At 68.7% G+C, this 12,739-nt stretch carries 10 protein-coding genes and 1 tRNA gene; 2 read left to right on the top strand and 9 right to left on the bottom strand.

From position 1 onward, the window contains the following. Positions 1–2: 2 nt before the first annotated feature. Positions 3–884, bottom strand: coding sequence for a sugar phosphate isomerase/epimerase family protein (locus ABIB25_RS11080; RefSeq protein WP_354528503.1), 882 nt, complete (start codon positions 882–884; stop codon positions 3–5). A gap of 161 nt (positions 885–1,045) precedes the next feature. On the opposite strand from ABIB25_RS11080, the gene ABIB25_RS11075 reads away from it, so the two are divergent. Continuing rightward, positions 1,046–2,044 (top strand): molybdopterin-dependent oxidoreductase, encoded by a 999-nt coding sequence (locus tag ABIB25_RS11075; RefSeq protein ID WP_354528502.1) that lies wholly within the window; start codon positions 1,046–1,048, stop codon positions 2,042–2,044. Positions 2,045–2,057: 13 nt separating this feature from the next. On the opposite strand, the gene ABIB25_RS11070 is transcribed toward ABIB25_RS11075, so the two are convergent. Further along, positions 2,058–3,179, bottom strand: coding sequence for a glycosyltransferase (locus tag ABIB25_RS11070; protein WP_354528501.1), 1,122 nt, complete (start codon positions 3,177–3,179; stop codon positions 2,058–2,060). Positions 3,180–3,543: 364 nt separating this feature from the next. Between ABIB25_RS11070 and ABIB25_RS11065 the strand changes: the two genes are divergently transcribed. After that, entirely contained in the window at positions 3,544–4,326 is a 783-nt protein-coding gene (locus tag ABIB25_RS11065) for a CDP-alcohol phosphatidyltransferase family protein (RefSeq protein ID WP_502919798.1), read from the top strand. A gap of 25 nt (positions 4,327–4,351) precedes the next feature. Here the strand turns inward: ABIB25_RS11065 and ABIB25_RS11060 are convergent, their stop codons facing one another. The 7 genes from ABIB25_RS11060 to ABIB25_RS11030 form a co-directional block, all read right to left on the bottom strand. Further along, the gene (locus ABIB25_RS11060) at positions 4,352–5,425 is read right to left on the bottom strand and encodes a threonine aldolase family protein (protein ID WP_354528499.1); all 1,074 of its coding nucleotides are present in this window, start codon (positions 5,423–5,425) and stop codon (positions 4,352–4,354) included. 38 nt (positions 5,426–5,463) lie between these two features. After that, the gene (locus ABIB25_RS11055; protein WP_354528498.1) at positions 5,464–6,207 is read right to left on the bottom strand and encodes an SDR family oxidoreductase; all 744 of its coding nucleotides are present in this window, start codon (positions 6,205–6,207) and stop codon (positions 5,464–5,466) included. Between the two features lie 13 nt (positions 6,208–6,220). Next, a complete protein-coding gene (locus ABIB25_RS11050; protein WP_354528676.1) occupies positions 6,221–7,540 on the bottom strand; it encodes a DUF6421 family protein in 1,320 nt (439 codons plus the stop codon). A 763-nt stretch (positions 7,541–8,303) separates the two neighbouring features. Next, positions 8,304–9,800: a glycerophosphodiester phosphodiesterase gene (locus ABIB25_RS11045; protein ID WP_354528497.1), complete on the bottom strand. Its 1,497-nt coding sequence runs from the start codon at positions 9,798–9,800 to the stop codon at positions 8,304–8,306. 148 nt (positions 9,801–9,948) lie between these two features. Further along, positions 9,949–10,923, bottom strand: coding sequence for a ribose-phosphate diphosphokinase (locus tag ABIB25_RS11040; RefSeq protein ID WP_354528496.1), 975 nt, complete (start codon positions 10,921–10,923; stop codon positions 9,949–9,951). A 39-nt stretch (positions 10,924–10,962) separates the two neighbouring features. Next, positions 10,963–12,462: a bifunctional UDP-N-acetylglucosamine diphosphorylase/glucosamine-1-phosphate N-acetyltransferase GlmU gene (gene glmU, locus ABIB25_RS11035; protein ID WP_354528495.1), complete on the bottom strand. Its 1,500-nt coding sequence runs from the start codon at positions 12,460–12,462 to the stop codon at positions 10,963–10,965. An 89-nt stretch (positions 12,463–12,551) separates the two neighbouring features. After that, positions 12,552–12,622 (bottom strand) — tRNA-Gln (locus ABIB25_RS11030). Positions 12,623–12,739: the final 117 nt, after the last annotated feature.

Genomic DNA, 12,739 nt, shown 5'->3' with positions numbered 1-12,739 from the left:
TCTCAGGCCAGGGCGCCGGTCAGGAACGCGAGAGACGCGGCGACGTCGGACAGGGCGGCCGCGGCCTGTGCCGGGCCGGACAGGATGGTGTCCTGCTCCATCACGTACCAGCCGGCATAGCCTGCGCCCGAGAGGATGTCGAGAATTCCGACCAGGTCGACGTCGCCGGTGCCAAGGGGTACGTACATCCCGGCTGCCACGGCCGCCGTGTAGCTGAGCTCGCCACGTTGGACCTGCTGGGCCAGATCCGCCCTGACGTCCTTGAGATGGGTGTGGGCGATGCGGTCGGGAGCGGACGCGGCGAGGGCGACGACGTCGTTCCCGCCGATCAGCAGGTGCCCGGTGTCGAGCGTCAGGGCGATGCCCGAGCCGGCCAGCACCCGGTCGACCTCGTCGGGCTTCTCGATCATGGTGCCGACGTGGGGGTGCAGGGTGGGCACGATCCCACGGTCGGTGGTGGCGGCCGCCAGCCGATCGAGGTTGGCCAGCAACGTCTTCCACCCGGCGGCGTCCAGATCCGGCCGCTGGTCGTAGCCGTCGACACCGGTCGCCGCGGCGAGCACCAGCGTGCCCGCGCCGGCGGCGAGGAAGTTGTCGAGTTCGGTGATCAGGCCGGGCAGCGGGTCGTGGTCTGCCTGGTGCAGCAGAACCGGGACGAAGCCGCCGACCGCCCGCAGCCCATGGGCGGCAAGGGTGCTCACTTTCGCCTGCGGCTCGGACGGCAGGAACGTGTCGGGGCCGAATTCGGTGGCGACGAGTCCGAGGTCCGCCATCTGGGACAGCACCAGATCCGGCTCGAGCTGGTAGCCCCACCCGGGTACCTCGCACACGCCCCACGAAATCGGAGCGCCGGCGATCTTTGCGGTTTGGTTGGTGTCGGTCACTGTCGAGGGCCTCTCCGTCGAGGATGTAGGGCGTGGGACGCAGGACTGTGGTCGACGCAGGTCTGTGCCTCCACCTTGGTATGCCGGTCAGTCACTGTCAACAGTATGTTAAGACATATCGCGTCCGATCCTCTCCGCCCGGTCGGCCGTATGGTCGTGAGATGGCAGGGCGCCGCACCAACCTCGCACTCCTGGCCCTGTTGCCGCTGGCCGTCGTCACCGGCGCGGTGACCTTCCTCGTCGGCAGTGGACCGATCAGCCTCGTCGTCATCGCCCACGGCGTGGTCGGTCTCGCCCTGGTGGTGTTGGTGCCGTGGAAGTCCATGGTCGTCCGGCGCGGGCTGCGACGGCGCCGGCCGGGGCAGGTGACGTCCCTGGTGCTGGCGTTCGCGGTCGTCGTGGCCCTGCTCACCGGCCTCGCGCACACCACCGGGCTGCTGATCCAGGCCTTCGGCATCACCGCGCTGCAGGTGCATGTCGGAGCGGCCCTCGTTGCCCTGGTTCCCGCGGTCCTGCACGTGCGCCGGCGGCGGATCCGTCCCCGGACGACCGACCTGTCCCGACGGTTCGCCGTCCGCGGCGGGCTGGTGCTGGTGGCGGCCGGGTCGCTTTACGCGGCGCTGGAGGGTGCGGCCGCCCTGTTCGCGCTACCCGGATCCCGCCGGAGGTCGACCGGCTCGTACGAACTCGGATCCGGTGACCCCACCGCAATGCCCAACACCTCCTGGCTCTTCGATCAGGTTCCGGCGATCGACGAGTCCACCTGGCGCTTGACGGTCGTCTCGGGTGGCGTGTCGACGGACTGGGATCTGGCCCAGCTGCGGGCGTTCACCGACGAGGTGACGGCCGTCATCGACTGCACCGGCGGATGGTGGGCGGAACAACGGTGGAGCGGCGTCCGGATGTCCCGACTGCTCCCGCCCGGGTCGACGGGCAGCGTCGAGGTCACCAGTGCGACCGGCTACACCCGGCGTCTGCCGCTCGGCGACGATCTGCTGCTGGCGGTCTCGGTCGGGGGAGCGCCGCTGAGTGCAGGGCACGGTGCGCCGGTCCGTCTGGTCGTCCCCGGCCGGCGGGGATTCCACTGGGTCAAGTGGGTCGACCGGATCGAGCACGACCACCGCCCCTGGTGGCTGGAATCGCCGGTGCCGCTGCAGTGACGGGCGGTCTGGGTCAGGTGGTCGGCGATCGCCGGTTCCACCCACGCACCACCGCTGACCACCAGGTGGCCGCAAATCGGGTGGTGGTGAAGCGTTCCTCGTAGGTCTTGCGGGCGATCGAGCCGGCAGTGGCGACGTGATCGCGGTCGAGCCCCTGCAGGATCACCGAGAGCGCCGCACTGTCACCCGGCGGATAGAGCCAGCCGTTCTCGTCCTCGGTGACGATGTCGAGCAGCCCGCCCGCCGCACTGGCGATCACCGGGCGCCCCCTGGCGAAGGCCTCGATGGCAACCAGCCCGAACGGTTCCGGTTGGTCCGACGGCATGATCACCACGTCGGCCTCGGCGAGGTAGCGCGCAGGGTCGGTCACCTCACCGACGATCGTCACCGATCCCGGGCGCTCCAGATCCGCGACGAGCGATCGGACGTCGACCGTCTCCCCGCTCGGTGGCGGTCCCCCCAGGACCAGCAACCGACCGGGCGCACCGGCCAGTTCCCAGGCGGCCAGGAGGGTGCGGTGGCCTTTCCAGGCGTTCCAGCGACTCGCCACCAGGAAGGTCAGCTCTCCGGATCGGCCGTCCAGCGGAACCGTCTCCGCCGGCTCGCCGGTCCCGTTGGGCACCACCACCGTTCGACCGCGCAAACCGTCCGGCAATGACGCACTGACCGCCTCCGAGATCGACAGCACGGTGTGGCAGGCGCGGGCCGGGGTGCCGATCACCGCGCGGTCCGAGCGGGACCAGATCTCCTGGATGTGCCCGATCACCCGGGGCACGCGTGCCAGCCGCGCGACGGGGGCGGCCAGCAGGACTGCGCTGGTGGTGCAGTAGACGGCCTGTGGTCGGGCCCGGCGGAGCTCGGCGACGAGCTTCACCGATTTGACGGCCAACCGCGCCAGCCCACGCGGATTCTGGTAGGCGCGCCTCATCACGGGCAGGGCGAGATGCCGGACGCTGACCCCGCGGGCCGTCAGTTCCTCGCAGAGCGGCGCGGCCGGATGTGCGAGGTCGTTGGGCAGCCAGACCTCGACGTCCAACTCGGAGCCGGCGGCGGCCACCATCTCCAGCAGCATCCGATCGGCGCCGTAGAGCTCGTCGGAGGAGTGCAGGAAGATCAACTGCTCGCGCCGCGCCACGTCGCCTCCTTCGTCCTGAGCTTGATCTCGAGGTGCCCAAGTCTCCCATTGCCCGCGGCGCCAGTCCCGACGTGCTGTAGCCGTCGACCCTGGCCCACCCGGCTGCGGGGCGGGACACATCACTCTACTGTGCGCCCCGGGTGTCACTGCGGGGTGATAGGTCTCACCTGTTGGTGTGAACATCCTCCGATGACGGCAGCTTTCATACGGCAAATGACCACTCAGTGTTACGTTCGTCGTGGTTCCGAAGCCTGAGCCCGACGTCTCTCCAACGCTGGCCTGATGTCTGGTCACCGACTGTCACCCATGGATGGATGTTCCTGATGCTCTACCGATTCGCACCGTCGTCAGCGGCGGCCTGAACATGGCCACCACGACCACATCGACGACCTCCCCGGCGACGTCAGTCCCATTCGGGACGACGCCAGAGTCCGGTTATCGCGACATCGTGCGGGCGCTCGCCGCCGCGCAGAAGTCCTCGAAGGGCGCGCCCGCCTATTCCCGGTTCGTCAATCGCCGGCTCGGCCGTCTGATTGCCGCGCAGGCCTTCCGAATGCACCTGACGCCGAACATGGTCACTGCGATCAGTGCGGCTTTCTCATTTGCCGGTGTCGCTCTGATCGCGGTGGTCCGCCCGAATTGGTGGGTCGGCATTGCCGTCTGCCTGTGCCTTGTGCTCGGTTACGCATTCGATGCGGCGGACGGTCAACTGGCCCGCCTGCGGGGCGGTGGCAGCCCGTCCGGTGAATGGCTCGATCACATGGTTGATGCCACCAAGATCTCGAGCCTGCACCTGGCCGTGCTGATCTGCGCCTACCGGTTCATCCCGGTACCGCAAGCGGCCCTTCTGATTCCGATCGGATTCACCATCGTTGCGGCGGTGATGTTCTTCGGGATGATCCTGAACGACCAGCTCCGCCGCCAGTACGAATCCAAGACCGGGAAAGGACTGGATAGAGGCGGAACTTCGCTGGTCCGATCCCTGTTGGTGATCCCGACCGATTACGGCCTGCTGTGCGTGGTCTTCATCCTGCTCGGAGTTCCCCAGGTGTTCTTCTGGGTCTACACCGCGCTCTTCGCCGCCTCGGCCGGATTCATGGCGCTGGCGGCGGTCAAATGGTTCCGCGACATGAAGGCCCTGTCCTGACTCGCTGAATCGGGAGACGCACGGATCAGGCGGCCTTGGCCAGCAGTCGAGAGAGCTCCGCGATGAAGGCGTCGACGTCTGCCTTCGTGGTGTCGAAGGCGCACATCCACCGCACCTCGCCGGTCGCCGGATTCCAGTCGTAGAACCGGAAGACCTGACGGAGACGATCGGCCACCGCGGCGTCCAGGACGGCGAAGACCGCGTTCGCCTGGACCTGCTGGGTGATCCGTACGCCGTCCAGGTCCTTGACGCCGGCCGCCAGGCGGGCTGCCATCGAGTTGGCGTGCTGTGCCGAGCGGAGCCATAGATCGCCCTCGAGCAGCGCGATGAGCTGGGCCGACACGAACCGCATCTTGCTGCTCAGCTGCATGTTCATCTTGCGCAGGAACGGTAGCGCCGCGGCGGCGGCGGACTCCTGTGGCCGCATGACGACGACGGCCTCGCCGAACAACAACCCGTTCTTGGTGCCGCCGAAGGACAGCAGGTCGACGCCCGCATCACTGGTGAATTCGGCCAGCGGGACCCCGAGAGATGCCGCGGCGTTGGAGATCCGGGCGCCGTCCATGTGCAGCAGCATGCCCTTGCCGTGGGCGTGGTCGGCGATCGCGGTGATCTCCGCCGGTGTGTAGGCGGTGCCGAGTTCCGTGGTCTGGGTGAGCGAGACCACCAGCGGTTGCGCGCGGTGCTCGTCACCCCAGCCCCAGGCCTGCCGATCCACGAGGTCCGGGGTCAGCTTTCCGTCGGTCGTCGGGACCGTCAGCAGCTTGAGGCCGCCGACCCGTTCCGGGGCCGCGTTCTCGTCGGTGTTGATGTGGGCGGTCTCGGCGCAGACGACCGCGCCCCAGCGCGGCAGGACCGACTGCAGCGAGAGGACGTTCGCGCCGGTCCCGTTGAAGACCGGGAACGCTTGGACGCCGGCCCCGAAGTGGGCGGCCATCACGGTCTGCAGGTGCTCGGTGTAGAGGTCCTCCCCGTAGGCGATCTGGTGCCCGCCGTTCGCGTCGGCGATGGCCTGGAGCACCTCGGGATGTACCCCGGCGTAGTTGTCGGAGGCGAAGCCCCGCTGGTTCACGTCATGAAGTCTGGTCACGAGGTTCATTCTCTCCTGCTCGACACGGGGGGCTCGCCGCAGCAGGGTCAGGCGAGCACGATGCGGGCGCCGTTGATGTCGGCGGCCTCGGTGGTGAACAGTTCCACGATCTGGTCGGCGAGCACCGCCACGTCGGTGAAACCGGCAAAAGTCTTCTCCGGAGCGGCATCCCGCATGCCCTGGTCGACCAGCGCCTTGATCACCAGGACGGTCGCGGCGGAGCGCTGCGGGGTCGGATCGGTCTTGGCGCGGGACTGCAGCCGGACGAAGGATTCGGCCATGGCCAGCATCCAGCCTTCGGTGGCCGCCTTTGCCGCCGCGTAGCCGGCGCCGCCCGGGGTGGGGGAGCCCACCGCGGTGGCCGACACGATGACGGCGCGGCCGTCCGGCGAGGCGGCCAGGTCGTCGTGGAGCGCGACGGTGATGTGACGCAGGCTGTCGACCAGGGTGTGACTCAGGAAGGCCCAGTCCTCGTCGGAGTTCGCGGTGAACCGCGGTGCGCCGCGCCATCCGCCGACCAGGTGGACGAGCCCGTCGATGCGGTGGTGACGCCCACGGATGCGTTCGGCGAGCGCCAGGCAGCGTGGACCGTCACCGAGATCGGCGACCTGCGGGTGGACGCCGTCGATCCCGTCGAAGAGGGTTGCCAACCGGTGCTCGTCACGCCCGACGGCCACCACCTCGGCGCCGCCGGCGGCCAATGCCCGGACGGCGGCACGACCGGCCGACCCGGTGGCGCCGGTGACGACGACAACGAGGCCGTCGAGCTCACCGGCCGGACGGCGGCTCATCGACTGCGGCCCGTCATCCGGTGATGCCCGCCGTGGCGGCGATGACCGGAGACAGCTTGCGGTTCAACGCTTCGTAGAACATCGACAGCGGGAACTCGTCGGGCAGCACGGCGTCGGTCAGTCCCTTCGGTGGTCCTTCCAGCGGCAGTGCATCGGGGCCCTTGGCCCAGGTGGACCGCGGCGCGGGCGCGACCGTCGAGGACACCAGCTCGTATGCGGCGAGCCAGTGGGCCGTCTTCGAGCGATCGATCGACTGCCAGTACAGCTGCTCGATCTGACGGGAGAGCTCCAGCACCGGTTCGGTGACGGCGTCCCAGTCGATGGTCAGCCGGTTGTCGGTCCAGTGCAGCACCCGGTGCTGGTGCAACCAGGCGAAGAGCAGCTGGCCACCGAGGCCGTCGTAGTTGCGGACGCGGCTCCCGGTGATGGCGAAGCGGAAGATGCGGTCGAACAGGATGGCGTACTGCACCAGCCGGGCGTGCGGGACGCCCTGGCGCTCCAGGGCCACCGACTCGCGGAACGCCGTCAGATCGCATCGCAGCTCCTCCAGCGTGTACAGGAAGAACGGCATCCGCTGTTTGATCATGAAGGGGTCGAACGGCAGATCGCCGTGCATGTGGGTGCGGTCGTGAATGAGGTCCCACATGACGAAAGTCTGCTCCGCCAACTGCTGATCGGCCAAGAGCCGGGCGGCATCCGGAGGCAAAGCCAAACGGGTGATATCGGCGGCGGCGGTGACGACCGACCGGAAACGGGCAGCCTCGCGGTCGGCGAAGATGGCCCCCCAGCTGAACTTCGGGATCTCGCGCATGGCGATCGTCTCCGGGAACAGGACCGCGGAGTTGGTGTCGTAGCCGGGGGTGAAATCCAGGAAGCGGATCGGGACGAACAGCTTGTTGGAGTAGTCGCCCGCCTCCAGGTCGTCGATGAACTCGGGCCAGATGACCTCGATCAGGACGGCCTCGACGTTGCGGTCCGGGTTGCCGTTCTGCGTGTACATCGGGAAGAGCACGAGGTGCCGACGTCCGTCGGTCCGGTCGACCTCCGGGTGGAAGGCCAGCAGCGAGTCGAGGAAGTCAGGGACGCCGAATCCGCCGTCGGACCAACGGCTCAGGTCTTTGACAGTGGCGGCGAGATAGTCCGCGTCGTAGGGGAATTCGGGTGCGAGCTGCTCGATGGCAGTGGTGATGCGGGCGACCAGCGCTGTCGCGATCCGGTGCTCGGTAGCGACCGAACCGTCCGCCTGCTGCAGCGGACGGAGGGTGGTGACGGCGTCCTTCAGGTCGATCCACGCCGGGTGCCGGGTGATGTCGGCCCGCTCCCGGCGCTCGATCGAACCGGCCGGATTGCGGCGCGCGGCATGCGTGATGGCGTTGAACAGCAGGTCGCCCGAGTGCTCGCCGATCTCGACCCCCAGGACGACGACGCGGGTGTCGCCGACGCAGGAGGTGGCGGCGACGGCCCGGCCGGGGGTGCGGGAGGTACCGGGGAGGCGTAGCAGAGCCGACGCCGGTGCGGACAGGTCGAGGGCGACAGTCGGAGTCAGCCGGTCGACGTCCACCCTGGCCAGCAGATCCTCGACGACCGGGTGCGAAGTGCCCGCGTCCTGCGGGTGGAGGCCGGCGGTCGCGGTGTCGGTGTTCGCGGCGGCCAGGCCCGACCGACCGGCTTCGATCGGGTCGGTGATCTGCAGACCGGAACCGGCCAGGACGGCCGTCCCGAAGCCAGCCGTCCCGAAGCCAGCCGTGGTAAGCACATCCATTGCAGCAGTGGCCATTCCAGCAGCCATGCGGGGGGCGGCGACCACGACGAGTCCGGCGCCGGCGGCCAAGGCGTCGAGCCAGTCGGCCGTCAGCGGAAGGTCGTCGGAGCTGATCACGAGCACGTCAGCCGAGGCCGGCTGCTCGGCGACCGGGTACCCCCGGTGGCCGAGCATGATCTCCGGCGAGGAGCCGTTCTCGGCCCAGACCTTGCTGTCGTTCAACCACACACGTGGAAATTGCGTCATGATCACCTCTCCTGCGTAAGAATTTCCTGTCTCCTAGGCTACAGGCAGGAAGTTATACGGTCAAAGGGGTGGTGATGGCGAGATTCGTTCAGCTGACGGACAGGCCGCGGAAGGCGAGCACGCCGTCCGTCGAACTCCGGCCGAGGTGGAGATATCCGCCGCGAACGGTCCGGTCGGAGGCGGAGATCGTCGCCCCGGCAACGTCCGTCCTGGCCCAGGTGATGTCGCTCGGTGTCACACTCAGCCGAAACTTCATCCACTGGCCGGCTGTCGGTGCCGGGGTCTTCGCGGTGCTGCCGAGCTGGACGCCGTCGGGCTGCCCGTCCTGGTGACGGAAGAGCTCGAGTGAGCCGTTGGCGCGCAGGATGGCGTGATAGCCGGTGCCGAGGCCGGATCGATGCTGGTAGTAGGCGTCGTCGGCATGCCCGAAGACCAGGCTCATGTTGTCGTCGGTGGTTCCCGGCAGCGTCGGCCACGAGCTCTCGAACTCCACCGTGTAGCTCGCGGCCGCAGCGGCGACCGGGCCGAGCTGGCCCAGGGTCAGGAAGTGCTGGCTGCCTTTGGCTCCCAGCCGCATCTCGTCCTCCGACCAGGTCGGTGCGTAGGCCGCGGATGACGGGTCCTTCGTCATCTCACCGGGTGCGATCGCGCCGAACGACCAGGTGTCCGCCGTCGCGCTGGGCTCGGCCGTCGAGACGTACTTGAGGCTGGACGCGACGATGCCCTTGCAGCCCAGTGCGAAGAAGTGCGCGGCCTCGGACCGGCGGTGGACGGCGAACGCCCAGACCGGGATCCCGGTCTCGACGGCCGTTTTGACCAGGTTGTCGTCGTCCAGGGTGGGGATCACCAGGCAATCGCGGGTGCGGTCCAGCTGGCCGGCCAGCGTCTTGATCCGATCCGCCGTGACGTCGGCCGTCGCGCCGAAGTAGGCGAACACCGGGTAGCCGGCCGCCTTCGCCTTGGCGATCCGCGCGCTGTTGTAGCCGAGCTTGATCATCACACTGTTCTTCAGTCCGTGCGCCTGGACCGCGGCGAGCACAGCCGGGAAAGCATTCCCGTTCTTGGCTTCGAGGCACAGGACAGCCCGGCCGCCGACGGCTCGGAGCACATCCTCCAGAAGTGGCACCTGCACGGTGGGATCGGCCGCCCAGGCCGGACCCAGCTGGGGCAACGAGAGCCGGATCCCCCGGAGCACCGTCGACGGGAGGGCGGAGATGATGCCTTTCGCCGTGGTGGTCCGGTCGTAGGTCGGGTCGTGCATGCAGACCAGCACGCCATCGGAGGTCATGCCCACGCTGATCTCCAGGCAGGCCGCACCGCCGGCCAGGGCCCCGAGATAGGCCTCCAAGCTGTGTTCGGGATAGACGTCGCCGCTCCCTCGGTGCCCGATGTAGTAGCGGTCCCCACGGGTCGCGGCCCAGGACGCAACCGTGACGGGAGCGGTCGATGCGGCCGCGGCCTGGCCGGCCCCCGCGGCATTCACCGAGCCAGACGAGCGGTCGATCAGCACGCCGGCACCGACACCGATCCCGGTGGCACCGATGCCGAACAGGCCCAGCGCGGCACGGCGGCTCACACCGGTCATCAGCCACCTCGTCATCTCGCGCACGTCACCAAAGGACCGTCCACCGTCCGTCTCCAGCCGAGTATCGGGACCGGGGTGTAGCGGTGGGGTCAAGCCCGGAAGCCGCGGCGGCGATCAGGCGTCGATGCGGATCAGACGTCGAACGACATCAGACGTCGAACAGCGAGGTGACCGACCCGTCCTCGAAGACCTCGTGGATGGCGCGGGCGAGGAGCGGGGCGATCGAGAGGACCGTGAGCTGCGGGAAGTGATGCTCGTGGGGGATGGGCAGGGTATTGGTCAGCACCACCTCGACCGCTCCGCAGGTGCTCAGTCGCTCGGCTGCCGGATCGGACAGCACACCGTGGGTGGCCGCGACGATCACCTTCTCGGCGCCGGCGTGCATGATCTCCTGCACCGCCTTGGCGATGGTGCCGCCGGTGTCGATCATGTCGTCGACGACGATGCAGGTCCGGCCGGTGACCTCGCCGACCACGCGGTTCGCCTTCACCGAGTTCGGCTTGGACGGATCGCGGGTCTTGTGGATGAAGGCGATCGGCGCCCCGCCGAGCCGGTTGGCCCACCGCTCCGCGGTGCGCACCCGTCCGGAGTCCGGCGAGACGACGGTCAGATCCTCGGTGCCGTACTTGGCCGAGATGTACTCGGTGAGCAGCGGCTGGGCGAAGAGGTGGTCGACGGGACCGTCGAAGAAACCTTGGACCTGGTCGGTGTGCAGATCGACCGTCATCAGGCGGTGGGCACCGGCCGTTTTCAGCAGATCGGCAATCAGCCTGGCCGAGATCGGTTCGCGCCCACGGTGTTTCTTGTCCTGACGGGCATAGGGATAGAACGGCAGGACCACGGTGATGCGCTTGGCCGACGCACGCTTGAGCGCGTCGATCATGATCAGCGTCTCCATCACCCACTTGTTGATGGGCACGCCGCACGACTGGATGATGAACGAGTCGGTGCCGCGGACGGACAGCTCGGGGCGGACGAAGATCTCGCCGTTCGCGAAGTCGTAGATCGACTGCGGGGTGACCTCCGCCTCGAGGTACTTGGCCACCTCGTCGGCCAGTTCCGGGTACCCCCGGCCGGAGAAGAGCAGCATGCTCTTGCGGGTGTTGGTGAAGATGGCATTCACGCGGTGGGGTCCTCTTCGCTGACGATCGACGTCGGAGTCTTACGAGGCTGTCGCGGCGGCTTCGTCCGATGCTGGTGCCACGGCCCGGTCGGTCGCGCCGGCCGCTCTGGCTGAACGGTCGCTCGCACTCCCGGAGAAGCGTCGCAGGACCCACCCTTTCACAGCGTGCTGGCGTCCTCTGGCCACGGCCAGGTCGCCGGCCGCGACATCGCTGGTCACCGTCGATCCGGCGGCCACGTAGGCGCCGTCCCCGATGGTGACGGGGGCGATCAGGGTGGAGTCGGTCCCGATGAACGCGTTCTCGCCGATGACGGTGGGGAACTTGTGGACGCCGTCGTAGTTGGCCGTGATGGACCCTGCGCCCATGTTCGTGCCGCCGCCGATGGTGGCGTCGCCGATGTACGAAAGGTGCGGCACCTTGGCCTTCGGGCCGATCGTCGAGTTCTTGATCTCGACGAACGCGCCGACCTTGGCGCCGGCCGCCAGCACGGCGCCCTGACGGAGGTAGGAGAACGGTCCGACCGTTGCCCCCGGTCCGACGGTCGCGCCGGAGCAGTGCGAACGCACGACCGAGCCGCCGTCGGCAACCTCGCAGGCCGACAGGGTGGTGTCGGGCCCGATGACGCAGTTCGAGCCGATCACCGTGCCGGCCTCGAGCGACGTGCCCGGGAGAAGCTGGGTATCCGTGCCGATCCGGACGTCCGCGTGGATCCAGGTGGTGGCCGGATCGGTGACGGTGACGCCGGCCAGCTGGGCGCGACGGATCAGCCGGGCGTTCAGCTGCCGGCTCAACTCCGCCAGCTGCACCCGGTCGTTGACCCCCTCGGTCTCCGCGGCGTCCGCGGCCAGCAGTGTGCCGACCGGATGGCCGTCGGCACGGGCCAACCCGACCACGTCCGTCAGGTAGCGCTCGCCCTGGGCATTTGCCGGCGTCAGTCGGCTCAGGGCGTCGACCAGTACCGTTCCGTCGAAGGCGTAGACGCCGGAGTTGATCTCCTTGATGGCACGCTCGCCCTCGTCGGCGTCCTTCTGCTCGACGATGCCCGCGAGGGCGCCGGAGGCGTCCCGCACGATGCGCCCGTAGCCGGTCGGGTTCTCCACCAGCGCCGTCAGGACGGTGACCGCATTCCCGGCCCGCTCGTGCTCGGCGGCCAGCAGGCCGAGGGTCTCGCCGGTGAGTAGGGGAACGTCGCCGTAGGTGACCAGCACCGTTCCGTTGACATCCGCGCCGTCCGGGAGGGCGCTCTGCACCGCGTGTCCGGTACCCAGTTGCTCCTCCTGGACCGCCTGGTCGACGTCGGGGTGCTGCTCGGCGAGGTAGGCGCCCACCTGCTCCCGGCCGTGGCCGATGACCGCGACGAGATGATCCGGCTCCAACGCGGCCGCCGCCGTCAGCGCGTGCCACAGCAGCGGCTTCCCGGCGATCGGGTGCAGCACCTTCGGCAGGACGGACCGCATCCGGGTTCCGGAGCCGGCCGCCAACACGATCACCCAGGAGACGGGGGCGGTCGGCGCACTGGAAGGGCGAAGATCCGGCATCGGTGATTCCTCCTGTGGCGGCTGCGCGGCGGTGGGTCCGGGTGCGCCCGACCTGCTGCGCCCACGGCGATGCTAGCCGCCGACCATCGCTCCGCCGCCAGGATTCGAACCTGAACCATCTGAACCAAAATCAGAGGTGCTGCCGTTACACCACGGCGGATTGCTGCGGAGAACATCATCCCACGCCCCGCACCGGGGTGAGAGACCGATTGCAGTTCATGACGCCCTGACGTTCCACCCGGTAGCGTTCCACCTACACCGCCGCAGACGGATTCCT

The sequence above is a fragment of the Nakamurella sp. UYEF19 genome (assembly GCF_040546275.1).
GTDB lineage: Bacteria > Actinomycetota > Actinomycetes > Mycobacteriales > Nakamurellaceae > Nakamurella.
The sequence above is the reverse complement of the archived record's forward strand: the minus strand, read 5'-3'. Positions and strand labels throughout refer to the sequence as shown.